The following is a 25882-nucleotide window of genomic DNA, read 5'->3' on the forward strand; positions in this document are numbered from 1 at the left end:
GCCGGCTCAGCCCGATCAGCTCAGGTTGTCGTCGTACGCGACATCGCGCGTCTCGCGGCTGATGAACAGAGCGATCAGAGTGATGATGCCCATCGCGCTCAGATAGATGCCCACCAGCACTGCGCTGCCGCCTGCGGCCTGCCAGAGCGCCACCGCGATGAACGGGGCCACCGCCGCACCCAGAATCGAGGCGAAGTTGTAACTGATGGCCGACCCGGTGTACCGCACGTTTGCCGGGAAGAGCTCGGGAAGAACCGCACCCATCGGGCCGAAGGTGAGCCCCATCAGGGTGAAGCCGATGATGAGCAGGGCCATGGTGCCCACCACGCCGCCGCCGAACAACGGAACGAAGAGCAGACCGAACACAATGATGCCGGCAGTGGTGAAGAGCAGCGTCTTGCGGCGACCGTACTTCTCGGCGAGCGGGCCCGATACGAGGGTGAAGATGCCGAAGAACACGACGCCGATGATGAGCATGATCAAGAACTGGTTGCGGTTGTAGCCGAGACCGGCCGTCGCAGCCGTCGTCGGCGTGGTGCCGTAGGTCAGCGTGAACGTGGTCATCAGGTAGAACAGGGTGTAGGTGGCGAGCATGATGAACGTGCCAAGGATGAGCGGGCGCCAGCTGCTCTTGAAGACGCGGGCCACGGGAACCTTCGCGACCTCACCCGAGTCGAGTACCTTCTGAAAAGCGGGCGTCTCGACGAGACGGAACCGCACGTAGAGCCCCACGATGACCAGCACAGCGCTCACGACGAATGGCACGCGCCAGCCCCAGGCCGTGAAGGTGTCGGGCGACATGACAATGTTCAGCACGAGAAACACGCCGTTGGCGAGAATGAAGCCGATGGGCGCACCCATCTGCGGAAAAGTGCCGTAGATGGCGCGCTTGCCCTTCGGGGCGTTCTCGGTGGCCAGCAGTGCCGCGCCACTCCACTCGCCACCGAGGCCGAGGCCCTGGGCGAACCGCATGACGGTGAGGAGAATTGGCGCCCACAGGCCGATCGAGGCGTACGTGGGCAGCAGGCCGATCACGACGGTGGCGATACCCATCGTGAGCAGCGAGGCGACGAGCGTCTTCTTGCGGCCGATGCGGTCACCGAAGTGCCCGAAGATGATCGAACCGATGGGGCGGGCGATGAACGCAACCCCGAAGACGGCGAATGAGGTGAGCAGCCCCACGTTCGCGTCGGTGCTGGGAAAGAAGAGTTTCGGAAACACCAGCACCGCAGCGGTGGCGTAGACGTAGAAGTCGTAGAACTCGATCGACGTGCCGATGAGGCTCGCGAGAATGACTCTCGAACGAGTGTTGACGGCGGCGACGGTCGGGGCAATCGTGGGCGAAGACATAGCGGCTTTCAGGCAGGAATATGTGAAGACACTGAAACGGTGAGGCGTCGGTCGGGCGCAGGGTCAACCACAGTGTGACGAAGGGCGAAGTTTGTGCTTCGCCCTTCTACCATACCTGCCCCGCGAAGGGGTGGGCTCTCAGTTCTTTGTCTGTTTGAGTTCGCGCAGCACCAGTGCGGTGGCCACAGCGGCATCGGCGGCCTCGGCGCCTTTGTCTTCGCGAGAACCCGGCAGGCCGGCGCGGTCGAGGCCCTGCGCTTCGTCGTCGAGGGTGAGCACGCCGAAGCCCACAGGCTTGCCTGTCAGCACGCTGACCTGGGTGAGGCCACTGGTGGCGGCATCGGATACATATTCGAAGTGCGGGGTGCCGCCCCGGATGATCACCCCGAGTGCCACCACGGCGTCGGCCCCCGCTTCGAGCGCCGCGCGACTCACCACGGGCAGCTCGAAACTGCCCGGCACGCGGATCTCGGTGACGGTCACGTTGGCTGCAGCGAGCGCCCGGTGGGCGCCCGCGAGCAGGCCGTTCGTGATCTCCTCGTGCCAGCGGCCCGCAACAATCGTGACAGTGAGGCCGGTGCCGTCGAGCGGCGTGGAGGTGGGGATACCGGCGGTGCTCATGTGGTGGTGCCTTTCGGATGGGTACGGATGGGTACGGGTGGGGCGGGTGAGAGGGCGATGCTTCGGCGTCAGGGCTACCGTTGCGCGCTCCGCGTCAGTTGCCACCGGCGGGCAGCAGGTGGCCCATTCGGTCGCGCTTCGTGTTCAGGTACGCCGTGTTCGCTGTGCCCTGACCCACCACGAGCGGTTCGCGCTGGTTCACCGTGATGCCGTGCTCTTCGAGCTGGCGCACCTTCTCGGGGTTGTTGGTGAGCAACCGAATCGACGTGAGGCCGAGCTCGTCGAGAATGGCGGCGGCCGCTCCGTAGTCGCGGGCGTCGGCGGCGAGGCCGAGCGCGAGGTTCGCATCGAGGGTGTCGAGGCCGTCTTCCTGCAGCCGGTATGCGCGCAGCTTGTTGATGAGGCCGATTCCTCGACCCTCGTGCCCGCGCAGGTACACCACGACGCCGCCGTTCTGGGCGATGAGCTCGAGTGCGGCATCCAGTTGCGGGCCGCACTCGCATTTCAGCGAACCGAAGGCTTCGCCGGTGAGGCATTCCGAGTGCACTCGCACGAGCGCGCCGGGCGCCGAGGGGTCGCCGGCGACCACCGCGAGGTGATCTGACCCGGTGACCCGGTCGTGGTAGGCCCGAAAACGGAACGAGCCGTGAACGGTGGGCACAACGGTCTCGACCTCGAACTCGACCCGGCTGTCGTTCGCGTGTGCAGCGGGTTCCGGATGCCCGCTGCCGCCGTGGCCCGCCACCGCATCGCTGCCCGTCGCCTCGGCCAGGTCGAGCGCATCGAGCCACTCGATCATGGCCGCGATCGTGGTGACCGGAAGGTCGTCGCGCTCGCCCAGGGCGAGGAGGTCGCTGAGCCTGGCCATCGAGCCGTCGTCGATGACGATCTCGCCGATGACGCCCACGGGGGTGAGCCCCGCCAGTTTCAGCAGATCGACCGTGGCCTCGGTGTGACCGGGGCGCTGGCGAACACCGCCCTCGACAGCGACCACCGGCAGCACGTGGCCGGGCCGGATGAAGCTGGCCGGGGTGGAGCCCGGGTCGGCGAGGGCGCGGAGGGTGTGCCCCCGATCGGCCGCGCTGATGCCCGTGGTCACGCCCGACGACGCGTCGACCGTGATCGTGTACGCCGTGCGCAGGGAGTCTTCGTTTCGCTCGACCATCGGCGGGAGACCGAGGGCGGCGGCCCGCGCGGCGGTCATCGGGGCGCAGAGAAAGCCGGAGGTGTTGCGCACCATCCACGCGATCCACTCGGGCGTTGCCAGCTCGGCGGCCAGAATGGCGTCACCCTCGTTCTCGCGGCCCTCATCGTCGGCCACGATCACCGGTTTGCCGGCGCGGAGGGCCTGAAGTACGTCGGGAATGCTCGACAGGGTCATCGGTTGCTCCTCAGTGACAGCAGTCGCTCCACATGGCGGGCGAGTATGTCGGTTTCGATGTTGACGACGTCGCCGGGAGCGAGTGCGCCAAGGGTGGTTGCGACGAGGGTCTCGGGAATCAGCGAGACCTCGAACCAGTCGTCGCCCGCGTTCGAGACGGTGAGCGAGACGCCGGCAACGGCGATGGAGCCCTTGTCGACGACGAGCCGGGCCAGGTCGTCGTCGAGGCTGAAGCGCAGCACCCTCCACGCCTCGCCGGGGGTGACGCTCTGCACCGTGCTGGTGCCGTCGATGTGCCCCTGAACGATGTGGCCGCCGAGACGGTCGCCCACGAGGGCTGCGCGTTCGAGATTGACCGGGTCGCCGGGGCGAAGGGCGCCGATGGTACTCATGTCGAGTGTCTGCTGCATGACGTCGGCCGTGAATGAGTCGGGGCCCTGGTCGACCACGGTGAGACACACGCCGCTCACCGAGATGGAGTCGCCGTGCTTCGCGCCCGTCACCGCCAGCGGAGCGCGGAGCGTGAGCCGCACCGCGTCAATGCTGTGTTCGAGGGCGAGAACAGTGCCTACTTCTTCGATGATTCCGGTGAACATGCGACTACTTTCTCAGGCGATCGGGGAGGTGAAGGGCGCGGGGGTGGTGCCGGGCGCGGGCGCGGGGCGGGCGACCAGGCGGAGGTCGGGGCCGAGCAGCTCGGCCGAGACGAGGGTGAGCTGCCGGGCATCCGTGATGCTGGCAATGCCGAGGTCGCCGAGTGCCAGCATGGGCCCGCCGAGCAGCACGGGGGCGAGGTAGACCACGAATTCGTCGACGAGGCCGGCGGCGACAAAAGCGCTCGCAAGGGTGGGGCCGCCCTCGACGAACACCGATCGCACGCCGCGTTCGAACAGGTCGCCGAGCACGGCGGTGAGGTCGTGGGTGCGGTACTCGAGCAGGGGCTCCGGATGCGCGTGCAGTCGTGCCCCGGCATCGATGGTGCGGCGACCGATGACCACGGGTTGCGGCTGGTGCGCATGGAGGGTTGCGGCGGGCGTTGCAGAATCGCTGGTGCTGGTGCTGGTGCTGGTGCTGGTGCTGGTGCTGGTGCTGGTGCTGGTGCTGGTGCTGGTGCTGGTGCTGGTGCCAGCGGATGTGCTCGGGGCGGCAGAGCCAGGCGCATCCAGCAGGGGCGTCTCCCGCCGCGCGGTGAGGGTGGGGTCGTCGGCGAGCACGGTGCCGGTGCCCACGACGATGGCGTCGACCCTGGCGCGCCGGGCGTGCACGTCGGCTCGGGCGGCGGGGCCCGTGATCCACTGGCTCGAGCCATCGGCGGCTGCCGCGCGACCGTCGAGGCTCGCGGCCCACTTCACCGTCACGTGGGGCCGACGGGTGCGCAGAGCGGTCAGCCACGGCCGGATGCTCTGCTCTACTTCGTGGGCCAGCACCCCGCCCTGCACCCGAACTCCGGCGGCTTCGAGCGTAGCGGCGCCACCGGCCGAGCTCGGCCCCGGATCGCTGACACCGAAGTACACCGCAGCAACCCCTGCGTCGATCAGCGCAGCGCTGCACGGACCAGTACGCCCGATGTGGTTGCACGGTTCGAGGGTGACCACGGCGGTGGCGCCCCGAGCGTCGGTGGGGGAGGAGAGGCGGGAGAGGGCATCCACCTCGGCGTGCGGTGTGCCCGCACCGCGGTGCCAGCCTTCAGCGAGCACGCGGCCGTCGGGTGCGAGGATGACGCAGCCGACCTGCGGATTCACACCCCAGGCGGGGCCGTTGGCGCTCAGCTCGATGGCACGGCGCATCGCTTCGCAGACACTGCCCTCCGGAGGCAGGGGCCCACCGAAGGCGGCCTCACTGGCGGGGCGGGTGTCGGTCATCGGGCTCTTTCGTCGGTTGACGAACTCCCGGGTAGCGCAAAGCGCTCGTGCGTGCCGCCGAGGTACGGCGAAACTCACGCGTGCACCTCTCATCCGGACTCCTGAAGGCCGGGCGCCCTTCGGCGCCACACCCTCATGACCGTCGGTTCTGGAATTACACCAGATCAGCCGCCGACTCTCTGCTCATGCAGACAACCAGGCCGCTCGCGGACTATTACCGCCGGTTCGGATTCTCACCGACCCCGGGCACGTTCTTCGAATCAGTTTATACCACTCGAGAGCTAGGCGGCCTGGTCGCTGGAATCGGGCGTGCGGGCGGAGAGTGCCTGCGACTTCGGGATACGGCCGAGGCGAGACGCGATACCCCACGAGGTGACCTTCGAGAGTGCCTCCACGACGATGCCGCTTGTCATCTTCGACTGGCCCTCGAGCCGCTCGACGAAGGTGATCGGAAACTCGCCCACGTTTCCGCCCGAGCGCTCGACGAGCCAGGCGAGTTCGATCTGAAAACAGTAGCCAGCCGAGTCGAGCTTCGAGAGGTCGAGGGCGCGCAGGGTGTCTGCGCTGAAGCCGCGGTAGCCCGACGTGATGTCGTGCAGTTTCGACGACAGCATGATGCGGGCGTAGGTGGTGCCCGAGCGGGAGATGAGCTTGCGGTACCAGGGCCAGTTCTCGGTCTTGCCGCCCGGGATCCACCGCGCGCCGATGGCCAGATTCGCACCACCCTCGAGCAGCGCCAGCAGGCGTGGCAGCTCTTCTGGCTGATGTGAGCCGTCGGCATCCATCTCGATGATGAAGTCGTAGCCCTGACCGAGCGCCCAGCCGAAGCCTGCGACGTAGGCGGTGCCCAAGCCGTTCTTCTCGGTGCGGTGCATGATGTTCACGCGCTCGTCGGCTGCCGCAATGCCGTCGACGATCGCGCCGGTACCGTCGGGGCTGTTGTCATCGACGACAAGAACATTGACGGTCGGCACAGAACTCAGAACCCGGTCGATGATCGCGGCAATGGTGTCTTTTTCGCGATACGTGGGAATGACGACGACAGCTCCAGGCAATGGGCTACCTTTCTTTGGGACGGATCTAATATAAGGCACGGCCTTCTAGTGTGGGATGTGTGACTGTGAGTAAGGCCAGCGGCTGGTTCAGTGGGCGACGCCTCAACGTGGCCGCACTTTCGCCCGAGCGCTACGCGAAACTCGTTCTCTCGACGTCTCGAATACCGTTTCTGCAGGTGGTGAAGACCAGCCTCGCGGCCATCGTCTCGTGGTACGTCTGCCTGCTGGTACTGCCGGCAGGCCAGACCCCCATCTTCGCCGTGATCGCGGCGATGCTGGTGGTTCAACCGAGCGTCAACCAGTCGTTCGGCAAGGCGCTCGAGCGCTCGGTGGGCGTCGTCATCGGCGTGGTGCTGGCCTACTTTGTTGGGCTCGTGTTCGGTCAGGCGGCGTGGGCCGTTCTGCTGTCGGTGGTGCTTGCGCTGGTGCTGGGCTGGGCGTTGAAGCTCGGGCCCACTTCGTCTATTCAGATTCCCATCAGCGCGATGCTGGTGCTGTCGCTCGGGGCCACGACCCCCGGGTACGCGGCGAGCCGCATCGTCGAGACCCTCATCGGAGCAGTGGTCGGCGTGGCGGTGAACCTGCTGCTCGTGCCGCCGGTCGCCCTGCAACCGGTGCACGAGGCGGTGGCGCGGCTGGGTAACGAGGTTGCGGGCATCCTCGACTCCCTGGCACACCTGCTGAGCGATGAGACGACCATCAACGAGCGCACCGAGGTTCTGCTCGCGGCCCGACTGCTCTCACCCATGCGGGCGAAGGCGGCGGCGGCGCTCGCGAGCGGTGAGGAGAGCCTCAAGTTCAACCCGCGCCGGTCGGTGCACCGCGACGTGCTCGAACGCGACGGCCAGCTGCTCGCGATGCTCAGCATTCTGGTCACGCGGGTGGTCGGTATGACCCGCGGTGTGATCGACCACTACGACGACGAGTTGCCGGGCGAACCCATCGTGGGCGAGATCGTCGCCGAGCTCACGCGCGCCGCGCACGACCTGCGGCTCGTCATTCTGAATGCCGATCTCCCCGGCACCCGCCCCGAGGTTGTGGATGCCCTACCGGCCCTCACCGCGCCGCTGATGGTCGCCGTGCCGCGCTCAGAGCACTGGATTCTGCTCGGCTTCCTGCTCGAAGACCTGCGCCGCATCCACGAAGAGCTCGTCGAGGCCACCGCGCGCTGACCTCGCCCGGCGGGCTGGCCCCGTCAGTCGGGCGGGCGCTGACCGAACGAGCGCAGATGGGCCTGGGTGAGGGCATCCATCTCGTCGTCTGAGAGTTCGTCGATCTGTTTGGCCTCTTTTTTGTCGTGCTTCGACCAGCGGATGAACAACAGAATCAGAATGGGAATGTCGGCGACTTCGGCAATGAACCAGAGCAGGTCGCCCGAGAGTTGCTGGTCGCGCAGCGGGCTCGGAAACCAGCCCGGCGTCACCCCCACGAATGGCGCCACGTGGTCGAGGATGTTGTCGTTCAGCCGCAGCAGAATGCCCGGGATGGCGTCGATGACGAGTTCGACGAAGGCCAGCATGAACTCGGCCACGATGAACAGGCTTGTGCGGGCCACCACCAGCTCGGTGAGCGGCAGCACGAGGATGAGGCCGACGACGGGCACCACGAGGGGAATGAGGCCCTGGGCGAGCGGCGACTGCCGCAGCACCCCCGACAACGGCGTGAGAAACACCGAGAACACCACCAGCGCGAACACCGGGCCGAACACCGCGTTGCCCATGATGCCGATGAGGCGCGACTCGAGCACCCGGTTCAGAGCGCGAAGGCCCCGGCCGGTGAGGGCGCGGCGGGCCAGCAGCACCGGCTTGCCGGTAGCGAGCAACCCCGGCACGGCGAACAGCAGCAGGGCCACACGGGTGCTGAAGGCGAACCGCAGCTCGGTGCTGTACACCCCGAGAAACCCGAACTCGATCACCGCGAACGAGCCGAGCCCCAGCAGGTAGAAGCCCGCCGTGGGCAGGGGTGGCCAGTACTCACCGCGACGCCTCAGGCGCAGGATGCCCGCGAGATACAACAGCCCGGCGACAACGATCACCGTGACACCGACCGCGTTCAGCTGCCACGTGCTCAGAAAGCCGGCGATGTCAGGCGTGTGCTGCTCCTCTTCGTGACCCCGCTTCTATTATGCGCGCGTCACACGAGGCGGTAACGCACCCGCGGCAGAAAGCCCACTCGCTCGTACACGGTGGCGAGCGTGGCGTCGGCCACCTCGTTGGCGCGGTCGGCGGCTGCGGAGAGAATGCGGTCAAGCTCCGCGGGGTCGGCCAGCAGTTCGAGGGCCCGCTCCCGCATGGGGGCGAGCGTCTCGACGACCACCTCGGCCAGGGCCTTTTTGAGATCGCCGTAGCCGCGACCGGTGAACTCCGACTCGAGCGACGGGATGCTCTGGCCCGACATCACCGAGAAGATGGAGAGCAGGTTCGAGACGCCGGGCTTGGTGGCGGGGTCGAAGACGATGCCACCGTCGGCGTCGGTCACGGCGCGCATGATCTTCTTCTGAGTGACGGCGGGCTCGTCGAGCATCCAGATGACCCCGGCGTGCGATTCGGCCGACTTCGACATCTTCGACGACGGGTTCTGCAGGTCGTAGATCTTCGCGGTCTCTTTGAGGATGTAGGCCTCTGGTACCACGAAGGTGTCGCCGAACCGGCTGTTGAAGCGCGTGGCAAGGTCGCGGGTGAGCTCGACGTGCTGGCGCTGGTCTTCGCCGACCGGAACCTCGGCGGCGTTGTACAGCAGAATGTCGCCCGCCTGCAGGATGGGGTAGGTGAACAGGCCCACCGAAGCGCCATCGGAACCCTGCTTGGCCGACTTGTCTTTGAACTGTGTCATGCGGCTGGCCTCGCCGAAGCCGGTGATGGTGTTCAGCACCCAGGCCAGCTCGGCGTGGGCCGCAACGTGCGACTGCACGAACAGCGTCGACTGCGCCGGGTCGATGCCGGCGGCGATGTACTGCGCAACCGTGCGGCGGGTGTTCTCGCGCAGCTCTCGGGGGTCTTGGGGCACCGTGATGGCGTGCAGGTCGGCCAGCATGAAGAACGTCTCGTGCGTGGCCTGCATCGCCTTCCAGCTCAGCAGGGCGCCGACGTAGTTGCCGATGTGCAGTGACTCTGCCGACGGCTGCATGCCTGACATGAGTACGGGTCTGGGTGTCATGAGCGTGTGATCTTTCTAGATGGTGTAATCGACGACGACGGGCGTGTGATCAGACCATCGTTCGTCGTAGGCGGCCGCGCGGTCGACGGCGTAGTTCGAGACCTTCGCTGCCAGGGCAGGCGTGGCCATCTGGTAGTCGATGCGCCAGCCCGAGTCGTTGTCGAAGGCCTGGCCGCGCCACGACCACCACGTGTAGGGGCCGTCGACCTCGCCGGCGGCCTGCCGACCCACATCGACCCAGCCGAGGCCGGGCCCGGTCGTGCCGTCGACGCCTTCGACCGCTCTGCCCTGCTCGCCGAAGAAGCGGTCGAAGTAGGCGCGCTCTTTGGGCAGAAAGCCGGCGCGCTTCACGTTGCCCTTCCAGTTCTTGATGTCGAGCGGCGTGTGCCCCACGTTCAGGTCGCCCACCACCACGGCGAGCGGCGAGTGCTCGGCGATCTCGGGCAGTCGCGCGGCCATGCCGTCGAGAAACTTGTACTTCTCGACCTGCTTGGGCGTACCGTCTTCGCCCGAGTGAACATAGGCGCTCACCACGGTGACGATCTGGCCGTTGACCTCGTAGTCTGCCTCGAGCCAGCGCCCCGCGCTGTCGAATTCGTCATCGCCGATGGTGACGCGATGGATGCTCGCCTTCGCTCGTGACGCGAGCGCCACCCCCGCGCGCCCCTTAGCCGAAGCGGCGTCGTGCAGAATGTTCCACTCGGGCCCGAGCAACTGCTCGATGTCTTCAGTGGATGCCCGCACCTCTTGAATGGCGAGAATGTCGACGTCTCGCGCGTCGAGCCATGCCCCCATACCCTTGCGGAAGGCAGCGCGAATTCCGTTCGTGTTGATGGATGCGATGCGCAGGTCTGTGGAGCGTGAAGCCATGTCTCAACTGTAGTCGGCCCCGAAGACACTCACTTCGGCGGCGGTGTCGCAGCCTTCGCGTCGATGACGGGCGCCGACTTCTCGGCCGCGATCTCGCGGTCGATGTGCTTCAGCTGACGGCGCAGATTCGTGCGGCGCAGGCCCCGGGCATCCGCCAGTTCAGATGCCACCTGAGCGTGCTGGGCCTCAAGTACCTGGCGATGCGCGTCGGCCTCGGTCTGCAGCGCCTCGGCTTCGGCCTCTTCGGGGGTGAGCTTGCGCGGATCAATACCTGCGTCGCTCATGCTGATGGCAATCCACGAGGCGAAGATGAGCACGACCTGGCAGATGAGGTTGAACCAGATCAGAATGCCGATGATGACGGCGAACGACGCCAACAGCGGGTTCGAGGTGGCCCCGCCGAGAAGCGACGAGCCGAGCACCTTCAGCACGCCCATCACCACGGCGCCGAGCGCCGCACCGGGCAGCAGCTGCTTGAACGGAATCGGCACGCCCGACAGCACCCGGTAGGTGCCGCCCAGCACGATGGTGTCGAAGACGAAGACCACCACGAGGCCGATGACGCGGGCGATGATCTCCGCGCCCGCCGACGCCGTGTCCCAGCCGAAGAGGCCGAAGACGAAGCCGAGCGCCGAGCTCGAGGCGATCGAGAGCGCGGCCGAGATGACGAGCACAACGGCGAAGGCGATGGCGAGAGCGAGGTCACGCAGCTTCAGAATGGCGAAGTTGGTGGTCGGGCCCGGCAGATTGAAGATGAGGCGAACGGCACTGCGGGTGGAGCCGAGCCAGCCGATGGCCGTCCAGATGAGGCCGAGGGCGGCGATGGCGCCTGTCCAGCCCAGGGCCGGCGCCGAGAGCAGCGCGTCGGTCGAGATCGCGCCCTTGTCGCCGATCAACCCGGGAACAGCCGTATTGAGCTGGGCGAGCAGAGCACCGCGAAACTGCTCGTCGGACTTCAGTATCGCGCCGAAGATCGAGACGCCCACCCAGATGGCAGCGAAGATGGCGAAGACGGCCTGATAGCTCATACCCGACGCCAGCAGCGGCCCGCCGTTGTTGCCGTAGTTCTGAAATACCCGCACGAGCTTCAGCTTCATGACCCGGTCGATGAGGCCCGCGATGCCGCCCTTGGGCGTATTCTGCTCGGAACGAGCCTCGTCGCGCGCCGTCTCGACGGCGTCGCTCGGCTTTCTGTTGCTGGCCCCGTGTGCGCTGGTGGCGCTCTGCGTTCTGCTCACGCCACCAGCCTAGATTCTTTCGGTCAGCGCTTGCCGAACATGATGGCCTGCTTGACTTCTGCGATCGCTTGGGTCACCTGGATGCCGCGGGGGCACGCCTCTGAACAGTTGAAGGTCGTGCGGCAGCGCCACACGCCCTCTTTGTCGTTCAGAATGTCGAGGCGAACGCTCGAGGCCTCGTCACGCGAGTCGAAGATGAAGCGGTGTGCGTTGACGATGGCCGCGGGGCCGAAGTACTGCCCATCGGTCCAGAACACGGGGCACGACGACGTGCACGCGGCGCACAGGATGCACTTGGTGGTGTCATCGAAGCGAGCGCGGTCGCTGGCCGACTGGATGCGCTCCTTCTCGGGCTTCGACGACGCCTGCAGAAACGGCTGCACTTCGCGGTACGACGCGAAGAACGGTTCCATGTCGACGACGAGGTCTTTCTCCAGGGGCAGGCCCTTGATGGCCTCCACATAGATGGGCTTCGTGATGTCGAGGTCTTTCATCAGCGTCTTGCAGGCCAAACGGTTGCGGCCGTTGATGCGCATCGCATCCGAGCCGCAGACACCGTGGGCGCAGGAGCGACGGAAAGTGAGCGAACCGTCTTGTTCCCACTTGATCTTGTGCAGGGCATCCAGTACCCGGTCGGTGGGGTACATCTCGACGTCGAAGTCTTGCCAGCGCGGCTCTTCGTCGACATCGGGATCGAACCGGCGCACCATCATGGTGACGGTGAAGGTCGGGATGGGCGCCTCGGCGGGGGCCGGGGGAGAGTCCAGGGTTGCGGTAGCCATGGGCTAGTACTTCCTCTCCATAGGCTGGTAGCGCGTGATGACTACCGGCTTCGTGTCTAGTCTGATGTGGTCACCAGCGTCTTCTGAGTGCGCGTCGCCGGTGAGGTACGCCATGGTGTGAACCATGTAGTTCTCGTCGTCGCGGTTCGGGAAGTCTTCTCTGAAGTGGCCGCCGCGGCTCTCTTTGCGGTAGAGCGCCGAGTAGACGAGCACCTCTGCGAGGTCGAGCAGGAAGCCGAGTTCGATGGCCTCGAGCAGGTCGGTGTTGAATCGCTTGCCCTTGTCTTGCACCATGACGTTCTTGTAGCGGCCGCGCAGGTCTTCGATGACCTTGGTGACCTCTGTGAGCGACTTCTCGGTGCGGTAGACCTGTGCGTTCGTGTCCATCGAGAGCTGCAGCTCTTTGCGCATGTCAGACATGCGCTCGGTGCCGTTCGACTTTCGCAGCATGTCGACGAGCTCGCGGATGGGCTTGGCCGGGTCATCCGGTAGCGGAATGAACTCGGCGGTGGCCGCGTACTCGACTGCATTGTTGCCGGCGCGCTTGCCGAACACGTTGATGTCGAGCAGCGAGTTGGTGCCGAGGCGGTTCGAGCCGTGAACCGAGACGCAGGCGCACTCGCCGGCGGCGTAGAGACCGGGAACGACGGTGGTGTTGTCGCTGAGCACTTCGGCTCTCACGTTCGTGGGGATGCCGCCCATGGCATAGTGTGCGGTCGGCAGTACGGGCACCGGCTCGGTGTACGGCTCGACGCCGAGGTACGTGCGGGCGAACTCGGTGATGTCGGGCAGCTTCGCGTCGATGACCGCGGGTTCGAGGTGGGTGATGTCGAGGTAGAGGTAGTCCTTGTGGGGGCCAGCACCTCGGCCTTCGCGAATCTCGGTGGCCATGCAGCGCGCGATGATGTCGCGGGGAGCCAGGTCTTTGATGGTGGGGGCATAACGCTCCATGAAGCGCTCGCCCTCACTGTTGCGGAGGATGGCACCCTCGCCGCGGGCCGCTTCGGAGAGCAGGATGCCGAGGCCGGCGAGGCCGGTCGGGTGAAACTGGAAGAACTCCATGTCTTCGAGCGGCAGACCTTTGCGCCAGATGATACCGACGCCGTCACCGGTGAGGGTGTGGGCGTTCGAGGTGGTCTTGAAGATCTTGCCGAAACCGCCCGTGGCGAAGACGACGGACTTGCCCTGGAAGACGTGCAGGTTGCCGGTGGCGAGCTCGTAGGCCACGACGCCCGCGGGGCGCTTCTGGCCGTCGACCTCGACCATGATGAGGTCGAGAACGTAGTACTCGTTGAAGAAGTTGATGCCGTGCTTGACGCAGTTCTGGTACAGCGTCTGAAGAATCATGTGACCGGTGCGGTCTGCGGCGTAACAGGCACGGCGAACCGGGGCCTTGCCGTGGTCGCGGGTGTGACCGCCGAAGCGGCGCTGGTCGATCTTGCCCTCGGGCGTGCGGTTGAACGGCAGGCCCATGTTCTCGAGGTCGTAGACCGCGTCGATGGCCTCTTTGGCGAGGATCTCAGCTGCATCTTGGTCGACCAGGTAGTCGCCGCCCTTGACGGTGTCGAAGGTGTGCCACTCCCAGTTGTCTTCTTCGACGTTGGCGAGCGCTGCCGCCATGCCACCCTGCGCCGCGCCGGTGTGCGAGCGGGTCGGGTAGAGCTTCGAGATGACGGCGGTGCTGGCCTTGGGCCCGGCTTCGATCGCCGCGCGCATGCCTGCCCCACCCGCGCCGACGATCACGACGTCGTGCCGGTGGTAGGTGACGCCGTCTACGACGGTGCCGTCTGCGTATTCAGTCACTGAGATTCAGCCTTTTCGAGTAGTGAGTTACGTCGAGTAGTGAGTTACGACGAGTGGTTTGTCAGGAGACCGGGCAGAACGAGAGCGCCTGGTCTGCGGGAATCAGGGTGCTGCACGGGTCGAAGGTGAAGACCACGAGCGTGCCGAGCACGATGAGCACGACGGCGGCCACGAAGAGCGCGATGAGCAGGATTCGCCGCACGACCGGGTTCGACGCGTAGTCGTTCACGATGGTGCGCATGCCGTTCGAGCCGTGGATCATGGCGAGCCACAGCATCACCACATCCCAGATCTGCCAGAACGGGGTGGCGTACTTGCCGGCCACGAAGGCGAAGTCGATGGCCTTGATGCCCTGGCCGAGAACGAGGTTCACAAACAGGTGGCCGAAGATGAGGATGATCAGCAGCACGCCAGAGGCGCGCATGTAAATCCAGCCCCACTTCTCCCAGTTGACCCGGCCCTTTGAGCTGCGTTCCCGCGGCGTGCGCGGTGCCTCGATGATGGTCGACATCAGTGCCCCTCGCTGAAGACGTTGGCGAGGTGGATCGGGGCGAAGCCCGCGGTGCCGATGACCCACAACGCGATGACGATCCAGAACATGAGGCGCTGGTACTTCGCGCCCTTGCTCCAGAAGTCGATGAGAATGATGCGCAACCCGTTGAACGCGTGGAACATGATGGCAATGACGAGAGCGGTCTCGCCCAGCCCCATGATCGGGTTCTTGTAGGTGCTCATGACCGCGTCGTAGGCCCCGGGGCTCACGCGGATCATGGCCGTGTCGAGCACGTGCACAAGCAGGAAGAAGTAGATGGCCACACCGGTGATGCGATGCAGAACCCACGACCACATTCCTGTGTTGCCGCGATAGAGCGTGCCGGCAGGTCGTTTCGACGAGCTTCTGGCAGTGGTGAGCGTGCTTGCCTCTTCAATGGCCACGAGCAACCCCCTTTGGTTTAAGGATGGGTTCGTCTTCTTCGCGCGTTCGGCGCCAGAGGCGAATTCTTGTCAATCATAATGTTCGCATCGTGAAATGTCATGTAAGGCGAACCTTACTGAATGCGTGCTTTTCGTCGCGGTGCTGCCTTCAGTGTAGGCACGTTCATGACGCTCTCGTAATGCCCCACGAGTTCGCCGCAGACCCGTTGCCAGGTGCGGCCGAGTACCGCACGACGCCCCGCTTCGCCGAACCGCGACCGCAGCGTCGGGCTCGCCACCAGATCGCCGACGAGCTGCCTCAGTTCTGCCGCATCGGCAGGGTCGTAGAGGTACCCCGTCGAGCCATCGGCAACGAGGTCGATCGGCCCGCCCGCCCGCGGTGCGATGACCGGCAGCCCGCTGGCGTGCGCCTCCTGCAGCGTCTGTCCGAAGGTCTCTTCGGTACCCGTGTGCAGAAACAGGTCAAAGCTGGCGTAGGCAGCCGAGAGCTCATCGCCCGAGAGCCGCCCGAGAAACGTGATGGGCATTCCCTTCGTAGCCGACGCGACGCTGCCCATCGAAGGGCCGTCCCCGACGACGGCCAGCTGGATGCCCGGCATTCCCCGCAACTCACCGAGTCGTTCGAGCTGCTTCTCTGGAGCGACGCGCCCCACGTATCCCACGACGACCTCGCCGTTCGGGCTGAGGCGGCCCCGCAGCTCGAGCGCCTTCGGGCTCTGGCGGTGGTGGGGGTGGAACGCATCAAGATCGACACCGCGGGCCCAGAGCGACAGGGGCGTGAAGCCGTGCTGCTGCAGGGCATCCATCGACGCCGTCGACGGCACGAGCGTCAGCGTCGCCCCGTCGTGCACCCACCGCGTGAAGCGCCAGGCCGCTGCTGTCGCTGGGCCGAGGTGGTTTCGCTTCGCGTAGCCCGCCAGATCGGTCTGGAAGACGGCGATCGAGGGCACTCCCAACCGGTTCGCGGCGGCGATGCCCTGCGCGCCCAATAGGAAGGGAGAGGCGGCGTGCAGTACGTCGGGTGCGAACTCGGCGATCAGGCGGTAGACCTGCGGGCTGCCAAGCCCCACAGGAAACTGGCGGTAGGCGATGGCTGGCACCTGATGCACGGCGAAGCCGCGGTATTCGGCTGGCGCGTGGGCGGCCGGGCAGATGACGATGGCGTCGTGGCCCTCGCGGTGCAGGTGATCGAGCACCTTGACCACGCTGTTCGTGACGCCATTGACGGTGGGGAGAAAGCTTTCGGTGACAATCGCAACCCGCATGTTCACAGGCTAGAAAACGGGCATTGCCGAGGCGTGAACACAGCGTGGCCGTGATGTGGCCAAACGCCCCCACTGAGTAAGCACTGGCTCTCTTAGTAAGGTAAGTCGCATGACAGAGAACAACGATCTGCTCGGCCGGTTCTACAGCGTGATTCCCGCTGGTGGCATCGGTTCACGCCTGTGGCCGCTGTCGAGGGCGGATGCCCCCAAGTTTCTGCACGACCTGAGTGGTTCTGGCCAGAGCCTCCTGCGTGACACCTACGACCGCCTCGAGCCGCTCTCGGGGTTCGACCGCATCATGGTGGTCACCGGCCGCGCCCACCGCGCCGCCGTCGAACGCCAGCTTCCCGAGCTCGCCGACACGAACGTGGTGCTCGAGAGCGAACCGCGCGAGTCGACCGCGGCCATCGGGCTCGCCGCCGCCATCCTCGAACTGCGTGAGCCCGGCGTCATCATCGGCTCGTTCGCCGCCGACCAGGTCATCGGCGAACCCGAGCGTTTTCGGGAGACCGTGAAGCAGGCCATGATCACCGCCGATGCGGGTTACGTCACCACCATCGGTATCACGCCCACAGAGCCCTCCATCGGGTTCGGGTACATTCACGCCATGAAGCCGCTCGGTGTCGACGGCGCGCCCGATGCCCTCGTCGTCGACAGCTTCGTCGAGAAGCCCGACCTGGCCACGGCCAAGAAGTACGTCAAGAGCGGCACCTACCTCTGGAACGCGGGCATGTTCATCGCCCGGGCCGACACCCTGCTCGAGCAGATCGGCAAGTCGCGCCCCGAACTGCTCGCGGGCCTGCTCGAGCTCGCCGCCGCGTGGGACACCCCTCGCCGCGGCATCGTCGTCGACCGTGTCTGGCCCGACCTCGAGAAGATCGCCATCGACTACACCGTGGCCGAGCCGGCCGCGCTCGAGGGCAAGCTGGCCGTCGTTCCCGGCCACTTCACCTGGGATGACGTCGGAGACTTCGCCTCCATCGCCAAGCTGCACTCGGGCGGGCGCAAGTCGGAACTCGCCATCCTGGGCAAGAATGCCCGCGTTCTCTCCGACTCCTCGAGCGGAGTCGTGGTCTCGCACAGCAACCGTGTCATCAGCCTCATCGGTGTCGAAGACATCGTCGTGGTCGACACTCCTGACGCTCTGCTCGTGACGACGAGCGCGCACGCCCAGCGTGTGAAAGCCGTCGTCGACGCTCTTCGCCTCTCGGGTTCGGGAGACGTTCTGTAATGAGGTACACACGGGTGCTGCCCGTTCTCGCGGTCTTCACCGGCGCTCTGCTGGTGCTGGCCGGATGCTCGCCGGCACCCGCGCCCTCGACCGCGTCGGCCAGTACCTACTGTGCCCGCATGGTCACGAACCAGGGCGGCATCGACGACCGCTCGTTCAATCAGTCGAGCTGGGAGGGCCTGCAGAAGGCGGAGACCGACTTCGGCATCTCCGCCCAGGTGCTCATCTCGACCAACGAGACCGACCTCGCGCCGAACGTCGAGCAGGCCACGGCGAGCGGATGCGCGTTCGTGCTCACGGTGGGCTTCGAGCTCGCCGACGCGACAACCGCGCAGGCGGCGGCGCACCCGGCCACCCACTTCGCCATCGTGGACGACCAGATCGATGCCCCCAACGTGAAGTCGATTCTCTTCGACACCGCCCAGGCCTCCTATCTGGCCGGGTACCTCGCGGCCGGCGTCTCGAAGACGGGCAAGGTCGCCACGTTCGGTGGCGGAAACCAACCGCCGGTCACCCTCTTCATGGACGGGTTCGTCGACGGAGTGGCCGCGTACAACGCCAAGCACGGCACGTCGGTTCAGGCCCTCGGCTGGAACAAGACCACCCAAGACGGTGTCTTCACCGGCGACTTCGAAGACGTCAACAAGGGCAAGACCGTGACTCAGGCGTTCATCGACCAGGGAGCCGACATCATTCTGCCCGTCGCCGGGCAGGTGGGCGAGGGCGCGGCCGCAGCGGCCGTCGAATCGAAGACAGCGAAGATCATCTGGGTCGACAACGACGGCTACGACACCCTGCCGGCCGAGTACAAGCCGATTCTTCTCACCAGCGTGATGAAGAAGACGGGCGATGCCGTCGAACAGATCGTCGGCGACGACACCAAGGGCACCTTCACGAATTCAGCCTACGTGGGAACTCTCGCAAACGGCGGAGTCGACCTGGCCCCCTACCACGACCTGACGTCGAGTCTGCCGGCTGGGCTGGCCGATGAGGTCACCGCGCTGAAGGCGGCGATCGTCGCCGGAACCGTGGTGGTGACCTCGCCGAGTTCGCCGAAGTAACATTTCGACGAAGTTTCAGGGCTGTCCCGTCTTTGTAACGCTTGTATCGCAAAGCGGTCCGCTTCCTCTGTGGGCACGTCACATTGGGTAACGTGGTCTCTCACAGCTCCCGCCCTTTCTGCGGGAAAGCATCTTGGAGGACATCTTGAGCAACACCAAACGCCGTGCCATCTTCGGCGGCCTGGCCACGATCGCGACAGCGGCACTTCTCGCCGGTTGCGCCTCTGCGCCGGCCGCGTCGACCAGCGCGCCCACGGCCAGTGCCATCGCGGGCTTCAAGCCCTGCATGGTCTCCGACCTCGGCGGGTTCGACGACAAGTCGTTCAACCAGCTGGGCTATGAAGGCCTGAACGCCGCAGCGGCGTCGCTCGGCGTCAAGGCCATCACCGTTCAGTCGAACGCAGAGACCGACTACGCACCGAACCTCGACAGCCTCATCTCGCAGAACTGCACGCTCATCGTCACCGTCGGTTTCGCCCTCTCGGCCGCCACTGTGACCGCTGCGCTCGCGAACCCCACGGTCAACTTCGCCATCATCGACGACGCAGCCGACAACAACTTCGACGGCAAGACCGACGCCCCGAACATCAAGCCGATTCTGTTCAACACGGCCCAGGCCGCGTTCCTCGCCGGTTACGCTTCGGCGAGCTACAGCAAGGCCGGGAAGGTAGCCACCTGGGGTGGCATGAACTTCCCCACCGTCACCATCTTCATGGACGGCTTCGCGCAGGGCGTCGACTACTTCAACAAGCAGAAGTCGAAGTCGGTTCAGGTTCTGGGCTACGACGAGGCCAACCCGTCGGCAGCGACCTTCACCGGTGGCTTCGAGGCGAACGACACCGCGAAGACCACGGCAGCGAACTTCATCGACCAGGGTGCAGACGTACTGCTGCCCGTCGGTGGGCCCATCTTCCAGAGCGCTGGCGCAGCCATCACCGACTCGGGTAAGAGTGTTGCCCTGCTGGGTGCCGACGCTGACGTGTTCGACACCTTCCCCACCTACGACAGCCTCTACTTCACCTCGGTGCTGAAGGGCATCAAGCAGGCCACGAGTGACGTCGTCACCCAGGCCGGTACGAAGTCGACGTTCGACGTGACGTCGTACATCGGCGATCTGTCGAACAACGGTGTGGGCATCGCCCCGTTCCACAACTTCCAGAGCAAGGTCGACTCGGGCCTGCAGGGTGAGCTCGACACGATCAAGGCCGGCATCATCTCGGGTTCCATCCCGGTGAAGTCGTACCTCGTCACGAAGTAGTAGCACACCTTCTCTACACGCGTCGGGGGCCAGGTTCACCTGGTCCCCGACCTTCGTTAACCATCCACTCCCCGGGTAGATTGAAATTATGAAGCTCGAACTACGGGGCATCACCAAGCGTTTTGGGTCACTCGTCGCGAATGACCACATCGACCTTGTTGTGAAGCCAGGTGAGATCCACGCCCTTCTCGGTGAGAACGGCGCTGGTAAGTCCACCCTCATGAATGTGCTCTACGGCCTCTATCAGGCCGACGACGGCGAGATTCTCCTCGATGACGAGGTGCAGCATTTCGCCGGGCCCGGCGACGCCATGAACGCGGGAATCGGCATGGTGCACCAGCACTTCATGCTCATCCCGGTGTTCACCGTCGCCGAGAACGTGATGCTCGGCAACGAGCAGACCAAGGCAGGTGGCCGTCTCGACCTGCCGGCTGCCCGCGCCCGCGTGCGGGAGATCAGCGCCCGGTTCGGGTTCGACCTCGACCCGGATGCCCTGGTCGACGACCTTCCGGTGGGAGTGCAGCAGCGCGTCGAGATCATCAAGGCCCTCTCGCGCGACGCGAAGGTGCTCGTGTTCGATGAGCCCACCGCGGTGCTCACCCCGCAGGAGACCGACGAACTGATGGTCATCATGGGTCAGTTGCGCGACGCCGGCACTTCTATCGTGTTCATCACGCACAAGCTGCGCGAGGTGCGGGAGATCGCCGACCGCATCACCATCATCCGGCTGGGATCGGTGGTCGGCGAGGCCGCCCCCACCGCGTCGAATGCCGAACTTGCCTCGCTCATGGTGGGCCGGGCCGTCGAACTCACCGTGCACAAAGAGGTGTCGAGCCCGGGCGAAGCCGCCCTCGTGGTGCGCGACCTGTCTGTGGTGGATGCCCTCGGCCAACTTGTCGTGAACCATGTGTCATTCGAGGTGCACCGCGGCGAGATCCTCGCCATCGCCGGTGTGCAGGGCAATGGTCAGACCGAGCTGAGCGAGGCCATCATCGGCCTGCAGGAGAAGGTGCTCGGCTCGATCACCCTCGACGGCCGCTGGCTCGTCGGCATGAGCGTTGCGAAGGTGCTCGACGCCGGGGTGGGCTTCGTGCCCGAAGACCGCAACCATGACGGGCTCGTGGGCGAGTTCACCATCGCCGAGAACCTCATGCTCGACCGCAGCGACCGCGCACCGTTCGTCAAGCGCGGAACCCTGCAGCTGAACTACCTGAACCAGTTCGCCGACGAGAAGGCGAAGGAGTTCGACGTGCGCTCGCAGGGCATCCAGACCCCGGTGGGCCGGCTCTCGGGCGGCAACCAGCAGAAGGTGGTGCTGGCGCGTGAACTCAGCCGTGATCTGCGGCTGTTCGTCGCCGCGCAGCCGACCCGCGGCATCGACGTGGGCTCGATCGAGTTCGTGCACAAGCGCATTGTCGAGACCCGCGATTCGGGGGTACCCGTCATCGTGGTCTCGACCGAACTCGACGAGGTCACGGCGCTCGCCGACCGCATCGCGGTGATGTACCGCGGCAGCATCGTGGGCATCGTGCCCGGCAACACCTCGCGCGACGTGCTCGGGCTGATGATGGCCGGCGAGGTTCCCGACACCATCACCACGATCGACACCGACACAATCGAAGGGGCTCTTCTATGAGCGACACAGCGGCCGCTCAGCCTGCACCGAAGTCGAACCAGGTTCTGCGAGACATCATGGGTGGCAGCGTTGTCATCTCGATTCTCGCGGTGGTGCTGGCGCTCATCGCCGGCGGTATTCTCATCGCACTCACCGATCCGGGCGTGCAGGCCGCGTCGGGCTACTTCTTCTCCCGCCCTGGCGACACGCTGTCTGCTATCTGGACGTCGGTTTCGGGTGCGTACGGCGCGCTCTTCCAAGGTTCTGTGGTCAACTTCGGTGCCACGACCTTCGCGAACGCCATCAAGCCGCTGACCAACACGCTCACGTTCGCCACGCCGCTGATCGCGGCCGGGCTCGGTGTGGGGCTCGCGTTTCGGGCCGGTATGTTCAACATCGGCGGCCAGGGGCAGATGCTCATCGCCGCGGCGGCGGCCGGCTGGGTGGGGTATTCGTTTCCGCTGCCGTACGGCATCCACCTCATTCTCGCGGTCGCCGCGGGTATTGCCGGCGGCGCCATCTGGGGCGGAATAGTCGGCTTTCTGAAGGCCCGCACGGGTGCCCACGAGGTGATCGTCACCATCATGCTGAACTACGTGGCGGTGTACCTCGTGTCGTACATGCTGCGCACGCCCGGCCTCTTGCAGGCGCCCGGCTCGAACAACCCCAAGACGCCGGCCATGCTGCCGAGTGCGGTCTACCCCGACCTACTCGGCCCGGGTTTCAACCTGCACGCCGGGCTGATCGTGTCTATCGCCGCCACGATCTTCGTCTGGTGGCTGCTGAACCGGTCGAGCCTCGGCTTCAAATTTCGGGCCGTGGGGCAGAACCCCAATGCGGCCCGGGTTGCGGGTATCGACGTGAAGCGTTCGTACATCACCGTGATGCTGCTCTCGGGCGGGCTCGTCGGCCTCGCCGGTGTGGCGCAGGTTCTCGGCACTGTCACGAGCGGGTTCTCGTCGGGCATCGACGCCGGTATCGGGTTCGACGCCATCACGGTGGCGCTGCTCGGCCGGTCGAAGCCGTGGGGCATCTTTGTCGCGGGCATTCTGTTCGGCGCATTCAAGGCCGGCGGTTTCGCCATGCAGGCCGGCCAGGGCATCCCGGTCGACATCGTGCTCGTGGTTCAGTCTCTCATCGTGCTGTTCATCGCAGCGCCTCCCCTCGTGCGGGCCGTGTTCCGCCTGCCCACACCCGGCGTTGCTTCGAAGAAGAAGCCCGCCCCGAAACAGATTGCGGTGGCCGCGAAATGAGCTCCCCTCTCTCGGCTTCGGCCGCCAGCGGAACCAACCTGGCGACCGAGGTAGCCGACCCCGGCACTCGTGCCACGGCGACGCAGCACGAGCATCCCGACTCGTCGAACGGTCTCGAGAAGACCATCGTGAAGTCGTACAAGGCCCCGATTGCGTTCGCCATCTTCACGGTCATCGCGCTGGTGCTCTTCGTGGTGCTCGGGCGCGACGGTGTCTCGACTTTTCGCCTGTCGAACGACAACGACCTGATTCAGCTGCCGGCGCTCGGTGTTCCCACGCGCATCGCGGGAATCGTGGCGACGGTGCTGCTCGCCGTCATCGCGGTGCTGGCGTACCTGCGTGTGCGGGCCGACCGGCACGTGCCGCTCTGGCTGACCAGCCTGTTCGGGGTGCTGTTTCTGTTCGGGTTTCTCGCGTGGGCGGCCGCAGGCCAGACTCTGCCCGTACCCGGGCTGCTCGTGGGAACGGTGTCGCTCTCGGTGCCGCTCATCTTCGGTGCGATGGGCGGGGTCATCTCCGAGCGCGTCGGTGTGGTGAACGTGGCCATCGAGGGCCAGCTGCTCGCCGGGGCCTTCGCCTCGGCGGTCGTGGCCTCGATCACGGGCCAGCCGTTGCTCGGTCTCGTGGTGGCGATGATCGCCGGAGCCCTGGTGTCGTTCGTGCTCGCGGCTTTCGCGATCAAGTACCTGGTCGACCAGGTGATCGTGGGCGTGGTGCTGAACGTGCTGGTCATCGGGCTGACCAACTTCTTGTACTCGCAGGTGCTGTCGAAGAACGCCGAAGTGCTGAACTCCCCGCCGCGGTTCGACCGCATCAACATTCCGGTGCTGAGTGAGATCCCTATCATTGGCCCTACTCTGTTTCGGCAGACGATCGTGGTGTACCTGATGTACATCGGGGTCGCGGCGGTGTACTTTGCCTTGTTCCACACGAAGTGGGGCCTGCGGGTGCGAGCGGTGGGTGAGCATCCACAGGCCGCCGACACCGTCGGTATCAACGTGAGTGGCACCCGGTTCTGGAACGTGCTGCTCGCGGGCGCCATTGCCGGGCTCGGTGGGGCGTACTTCACGCTCGGGTCGGTCGGCGCGTTCAACAAGGAGATGACGGCGGGCGCGGGGTACATCGCTCTGGCGGCGGTGATCTTCGGGCAGTGGGATCCGATCAGGGCCACGCTCGCGGCGCTCCTGTTCGGGTTCGCGTCGAACCTGCAGAACGTGCTCGGCATCATCGGTTCACCGGTGCCGAGCGAGTTCATGCTGATGCTGCCGTACGTGCTGACGATCTTCGCCGTGGCGGGGCTGGTGGGCCGCTCGCGCGGGCCGGCTGCGTCGGGTCGACCCTACATAAAGGCGTGACGATGACTGATGCTGTGGTGACTGATGCTGTTCTGCCGGGAGTTCTGCCGACGGAGTCTGGGCCTACCTCCGGTTCTGCGGTCGACTGGGATGCCCTGCGAGCCGTCGCGCTCGACGCCCTCACGCACGCCTATGTGCCGTACTCGCACTTTCCCGTGGGGGTGGCGGCCCTCGTCGACGACGGGCGCATCATCTCGGGCGCGAACGTCGAGAACGCGTCGTACGGCCTGACGCTCTGCGCGGAGTGCGCTCTGGTGTCGTCGCTGCACATGACCGGCGGCGGCAAGCTCGTGGCGTTCACCTGCGTCGACGGCCAGGGCGGCGCTCTGATGCCGTGCGGTCGGTGCCGCCAGCTGCTCTACGAACACTCCGCAGAGGGCATGTTGCTTGCGACGGTCTCGGGCATCCGCACCATCGACGAGGTGCTGCCCGACGCGTTCGGGCCCCGCACGCTGGTCGCCTACCGTGAGGCAACCGCGTGAGCGCCGCGCCCGAGCCCCACGACATGATCGACCTTTTGCGGGCGAAACGCGACAGGGGCAGCCTCAGCACGCCGCAGATCGACTGGATGATCGACGCCTACACCCGTGGGTACGTGGGCGACGAGCAGATGGCTGCCATGGCCATGGCAATTCTGCTGAACGGAATGACGCGTTCCGAGGTGCGCGACCTCACACTTGCGATGATCGCGAGTGGCGAGACGATGAACTTCGACGGTCTTGGCAAGACCACGGTCGACAAGCACTCGACGGGCGGGGTCGGCGACAAGATCACGCTGCCGCTGATGCCACTCGTTGCGTCATTCGGGGTGGCTGTTCCGCAGTTGTCGGGCAGAGGGCTGGGCCACACCGGCGGAACGCTCGACAAGCTCGAGAGCATCCGGGGCTGGCGGGCAGACCTCACGAATGACGAGATGATGGCGCAGCTTCGCGACGTGGGCGGCGTGATCTGTGCGGCCGGCGCGGGCCTCGCACCCGCCGACAAGAAGCTCTATGCGCTCAGAGACATCACGGGCACGGTCGAGGCGATTCCGCTCATCGCCTCGTCGATCATGAGCAAGAAGATCGCCGAAGGAACCAAGGCGCTCGTGCTCGATGTGAAGTTCGGCTCGGGGGCGTTCATGCAAGATATCGCTCGGTCGCGCGAGCTTGCACAGGCCATGGTCGACCTCGGCAACGATGCCGGGGTGCGCACATCGGCTCTGCTCACCGATATGGAGCGCCCGCTCGGGCTCACCATCGGCAATGCGAACGAGGTGCGGGAGTCGCTCGAGGTGCTTGCCGGCGGCGGGCCGGCCGATGTCGTCGAGCTCACGCTGGCGCTCGCGTCAGAGATGCTCGCGCTTGCCGGGCAGCCCGACGCCGATGTCGCCGGAGCGCTCACTTCGGGCCGAGCCATGGACACGTGGCGGCGGTTCATCGTGGCGCAGGGTGGAGACCCGGATGCCGCACTGCCCGTTGCGCAGGAATCGCACACGGTCTACGCGGCGTCGTCGGGCGTGCTGCTCGAACAGCTCGCGCTGCCCTTCGGTATCGCTGCGTGGCGGCTCGGGGCCGGCCGTGCCCGGGCGACCGACCAGGTTGTGCATGCCGCCGGTATCGACCTCCATTTGAAGGCCGGCGACGCCGTAACGGAGGGTCAGCCGCTGTTCACGCTCTTCGCCGACGACGCGTCTCGCTTCGAACGGGCGCTCGATGCGCTCGACGGCGCGTACGCCGTCGGCCCCGCGGCGTCGTTCGTGCCGCGCGGCCCGCTCGTGGCTGAGCGGCTCGCGTAACGCCCCGCCCGCC

The 25882-nt window shown here is 65.9% G+C and carries 24 protein-coding genes and 1 riboswitch; of the genes, 9 read left to right on the plus strand and 15 right to left on the minus strand.

Features of this window, described 5'->3' with window-relative positions; translation table 11 throughout:
• Positions 1-15 precede the first annotated feature (15 nt).
• From D4765_RS13750 to D4765_RS13775, 6 genes are all read right to left on the minus strand, one after another.
• Positions 16-1350, minus strand: a complete 1335-nt coding sequence (locus D4765_RS13750) for an MFS transporter (RefSeq protein WP_136642872.1) — start codon at positions 1348-1350, stop codon at positions 16-18.
• Between the two features lie 138 nt (positions 1351-1488).
• Positions 1489-1971, minus strand: coding sequence for a 6,7-dimethyl-8-ribityllumazine synthase (gene ribH, locus D4765_RS13755; protein ID WP_136642873.1), 483 nt, complete (start codon positions 1969-1971; stop codon positions 1489-1491).
• Between the two features lie 94 nt (positions 1972-2065).
• Positions 2066-3352, minus strand: a complete 1287-nt coding sequence (gene ribA, locus D4765_RS13760) for a GTP cyclohydrolase II (protein WP_136642874.1) — start codon at positions 3350-3352, stop codon at positions 2066-2068.
• Positions 3349-3948 (minus strand): riboflavin synthase, encoded by a 600-nt coding sequence (locus D4765_RS13765; RefSeq protein ID WP_136642875.1) that lies wholly within the window; start codon positions 3946-3948, stop codon positions 3349-3351. Before D4765_RS13765 ends, ribA begins: the two co-directional genes overlap by 4 nt.
• 12 nt (positions 3949-3960) lie before the next feature.
• On the minus strand, positions 3961-5139 hold the full coding sequence (gene ribD, locus D4765_RS13770) for a bifunctional diaminohydroxyphosphoribosylaminopyrimidine deaminase/5-amino-6-(5-phosphoribosylamino)uracil reductase RibD (RefSeq protein WP_136642894.1): 1179 nt from the start codon (positions 5137-5139) through the stop codon (positions 3961-3963).
• Positions 5140-5291: 152 nt separating this feature from the next.
• A riboswitch (FMN riboswitch) is annotated at positions 5292-5467 on the minus strand.
• 28 nt (positions 5468-5495) lie between these two features.
• Positions 5496-6269 (minus strand): polyprenol monophosphomannose synthase, encoded by a 774-nt coding sequence (locus D4765_RS13775; RefSeq protein WP_201799324.1) that lies wholly within the window; start codon positions 6267-6269, stop codon positions 5496-5498.
• 59 nt (positions 6270-6328) lie between these two features.
• On the opposite strand from D4765_RS13775, the gene D4765_RS13780 reads away from it, so the two are divergent.
• Positions 6329-7441 carry an FUSC family protein gene (locus D4765_RS13780; RefSeq protein ID WP_237280440.1) on the plus strand — a complete coding sequence of 371 codons (1113 nt, stop codon included), beginning with the start codon at positions 6329-6331 and terminating at the stop codon, positions 7439-7441.
• Positions 7442-7464: 23 nt separating this feature from the next.
• Here D4765_RS13780 and D4765_RS13785 read toward each other — a convergent pair whose 3' ends face one another.
• From D4765_RS13785 to D4765_RS13825, 9 genes are all read right to left on the minus strand, one after another.
• Positions 7465-8304, minus strand: coding sequence for a cytochrome c oxidase assembly protein (locus D4765_RS13785; RefSeq protein WP_136642876.1), 840 nt, complete (start codon positions 8302-8304; stop codon positions 7465-7467).
• A gap of 98 nt (positions 8305-8402) precedes the next feature.
• Positions 8403-9425 carry a tryptophan--tRNA ligase gene (trpS, locus tag D4765_RS13790; RefSeq protein WP_136642877.1) on the minus strand — a complete coding sequence of 341 codons (1023 nt, stop codon included), beginning with the start codon at positions 9423-9425 and terminating at the stop codon, positions 8403-8405.
• A gap of 15 nt (positions 9426-9440) precedes the next feature.
• Positions 9441-10295, minus strand: a complete 855-nt coding sequence (locus D4765_RS13795; protein WP_136642878.1) for an exodeoxyribonuclease III — start codon at positions 10293-10295, stop codon at positions 9441-9443.
• Positions 10296-10324: 29 nt separating this feature from the next.
• Complete coding sequence (locus D4765_RS13800) at positions 10325-11533, minus strand: YhjD/YihY/BrkB family envelope integrity protein (RefSeq protein WP_136642879.1); 1209 nt, start codon at positions 11531-11533, stop codon at positions 10325-10327.
• A 23-nt stretch (positions 11534-11556) separates the two neighbouring features.
• A complete protein-coding gene (locus D4765_RS13805) occupies positions 11557-12315 on the minus strand; it encodes a succinate dehydrogenase iron-sulfur subunit (RefSeq protein ID WP_136642880.1) in 759 nt (252 codons plus the stop codon).
• A 3-nt stretch (positions 12316-12318) separates the two neighbouring features.
• The gene (gene sdhA, locus D4765_RS13810; RefSeq protein WP_416351952.1) at positions 12319-14118 is read right to left on the minus strand and encodes a succinate dehydrogenase flavoprotein subunit; all 1800 of its coding nucleotides are present in this window, start codon (positions 14116-14118) and stop codon (positions 12319-12321) included.
• A 61-nt stretch (positions 14119-14179) separates the two neighbouring features.
• Positions 14180-14629 (minus strand): succinate dehydrogenase hydrophobic membrane anchor subunit, encoded by a 450-nt coding sequence (locus D4765_RS13815; RefSeq protein ID WP_136642882.1) that lies wholly within the window; start codon positions 14627-14629, stop codon positions 14180-14182.
• Complete coding sequence (gene sdhC, locus D4765_RS13820) at positions 14629-15054, minus strand: succinate dehydrogenase, cytochrome b556 subunit (protein ID WP_272898629.1); 426 nt, start codon at positions 15052-15054, stop codon at positions 14629-14631. The genes D4765_RS13815 and sdhC overlap by 1 nt, the downstream gene beginning before the upstream one ends.
• Before the next feature lie 113 nt (positions 15055-15167).
• Positions 15168-16319, minus strand: a complete 1152-nt coding sequence (locus tag D4765_RS13825) for a glycosyltransferase family 4 protein (protein WP_136642883.1) — start codon at positions 16317-16319, stop codon at positions 15168-15170.
• Positions 16320-16428: 109 nt separating this feature from the next.
• Between D4765_RS13825 and D4765_RS13830 the strand changes: the two genes are divergently transcribed.
• From D4765_RS13830 to D4765_RS13865, 8 genes are all read left to right on the plus strand, one after another.
• The gene (locus D4765_RS13830; protein WP_136642884.1) at positions 16429-17550 is read left to right on the plus strand and encodes a mannose-1-phosphate guanylyltransferase; all 1122 of its coding nucleotides are present in this window, start codon (positions 16429-16431) and stop codon (positions 17548-17550) included.
• Positions 17550-18611, plus strand: a complete 1062-nt coding sequence (locus D4765_RS13835; protein ID WP_136642885.1) for a BMP family lipoprotein — start codon at positions 17550-17552, stop codon at positions 18609-18611. Before D4765_RS13830 ends, D4765_RS13835 begins: the two co-directional genes overlap by 1 nt.
• A gap of 145 nt (positions 18612-18756) precedes the next feature.
• Entirely contained in the window at positions 18757-19869 is a 1113-nt protein-coding gene (locus tag D4765_RS13840) for a BMP family lipoprotein (protein WP_136642886.1), read from the plus strand.
• A gap of 88 nt (positions 19870-19957) precedes the next feature.
• Complete coding sequence (locus tag D4765_RS13845; protein WP_136642887.1) at positions 19958-21505, plus strand: ABC transporter ATP-binding protein; 1548 nt, start codon at positions 19958-19960, stop codon at positions 21503-21505.
• Positions 21502-22737 (plus strand): ABC transporter permease, encoded by a 1236-nt coding sequence (locus tag D4765_RS13850; RefSeq protein WP_136642888.1) that lies wholly within the window; start codon positions 21502-21504, stop codon positions 22735-22737. Before D4765_RS13845 ends, D4765_RS13850 begins: the two co-directional genes overlap by 4 nt.
• The gene (locus tag D4765_RS13855) at positions 22734-24092 is read left to right on the plus strand and encodes an ABC transporter permease (protein WP_136642889.1); all 1359 of its coding nucleotides are present in this window, start codon (positions 22734-22736) and stop codon (positions 24090-24092) included. The genes D4765_RS13850 and D4765_RS13855 overlap by 4 nt, the downstream gene beginning before the upstream one ends.
• 2 nt (positions 24093-24094) lie before the next feature.
• Complete coding sequence (locus tag D4765_RS13860; RefSeq protein WP_136642890.1) at positions 24095-24574, plus strand: cytidine deaminase; 480 nt, start codon at positions 24095-24097, stop codon at positions 24572-24574.
• Positions 24575-24597: 23 nt separating this feature from the next.
• The gene (locus D4765_RS13865) at positions 24598-25869 is read left to right on the plus strand and encodes a thymidine phosphorylase (RefSeq protein WP_136642898.1); all 1272 of its coding nucleotides are present in this window, start codon (positions 24598-24600) and stop codon (positions 25867-25869) included.
• Positions 25870-25882: the final 13 nt, after the last annotated feature.

Source organism: Subtercola vilae, from assembly GCF_004923255.1.
Taxonomy (GTDB): Bacteria; Actinomycetota; Actinomycetes; order Actinomycetales; family Microbacteriaceae; genus Subtercola; species Subtercola vilae.

What these genes read in the sequence shown, in the direction of transcription:
- D4765_RS13750 (WP_136642872.1), bottom strand. Translation starts at nt 1,350, where the DNA reads ATGTCTTCGCCCACGATTGCCCCGACCGTCGCCGCCGTCAACACTCGT.
- ribH (WP_136642873.1), bottom strand. Translation starts at nt 1,971, where the DNA reads ATGAGCACCGCCGGTATCCCCACCTCCACGCCGCTCGACGGCACCGGC.
- ribA (WP_136642874.1), bottom strand. Translation starts at nt 3,352, where the DNA reads ATGACCCTGTCGAGCATTCCCGACGTACTTCAGGCCCTCCGCGCCGGC.
- D4765_RS13765 (WP_136642875.1), bottom strand. Translation starts at nt 3,948, where the DNA reads ATGTTCACCGGAATCATCGAAGAAGTAGGCACTGTTCTCGCCCTCGAA.
- ribD (WP_136642894.1), bottom strand. Translation starts at nt 5,139, where the DNA reads ATGCGCCGTGCCATCGAGCTGAGCGCCAACGGCCCCGCCTGGGGTGTG.
- trpS (WP_136642877.1), bottom strand. Translation starts at nt 9,425, where the DNA reads ATGACACCCAGACCCGTACTCATGTCAGGCATGCAGCCGTCGGCAGAG.
- D4765_RS13795 (WP_136642878.1), bottom strand. Translation starts at nt 10,295, where the DNA reads ATGGCTTCACGCTCCACAGACCTGCGCATCGCATCCATCAACACGAAC.
- D4765_RS13805 (WP_136642880.1), bottom strand. Translation starts at nt 12,315, where the DNA reads ATGGCTACCGCAACCCTGGACTCTCCCCCGGCCCCCGCCGAGGCGCCC.
- D4765_RS13815 (WP_136642882.1), bottom strand. Translation starts at nt 14,629, where the DNA reads ATGTCGACCATCATCGAGGCACCGCGCACGCCGCGGGAACGCAGCTCA.
- D4765_RS13825 (WP_136642883.1), bottom strand. Translation starts at nt 16,319, where the DNA reads ATGCGGGTTGCGATTGTCACCGAAAGCTTTCTCCCCACCGTCAATGGC.
- D4765_RS13830 (WP_136642884.1), top strand. Translation starts at nt 16,429, where the DNA reads ATGACAGAGAACAACGATCTGCTCGGCCGGTTCTACAGCGTGATTCCC.
- D4765_RS13835 (WP_136642885.1), top strand. Translation starts at nt 17,550, where the DNA reads ATGAGGTACACACGGGTGCTGCCCGTTCTCGCGGTCTTCACCGGCGCT.
- D4765_RS13845 (WP_136642887.1), top strand. Translation starts at nt 19,958, where the DNA reads ATGAAGCTCGAACTACGGGGCATCACCAAGCGTTTTGGGTCACTCGTC.
- D4765_RS13850 (WP_136642888.1), top strand. Translation starts at nt 21,502, where the DNA reads ATGAGCGACACAGCGGCCGCTCAGCCTGCACCGAAGTCGAACCAGGTT.
- D4765_RS13855 (WP_136642889.1), top strand. Translation starts at nt 22,734, where the DNA reads ATGAGCTCCCCTCTCTCGGCTTCGGCCGCCAGCGGAACCAACCTGGCG.
- D4765_RS13860 (WP_136642890.1), top strand. Translation starts at nt 24,095, where the DNA reads ATGACTGATGCTGTGGTGACTGATGCTGTTCTGCCGGGAGTTCTGCCG.
- D4765_RS13865 (WP_136642898.1), top strand. Translation starts at nt 24,598, where the DNA reads ATGATCGACCTTTTGCGGGCGAAACGCGACAGGGGCAGCCTCAGCACG.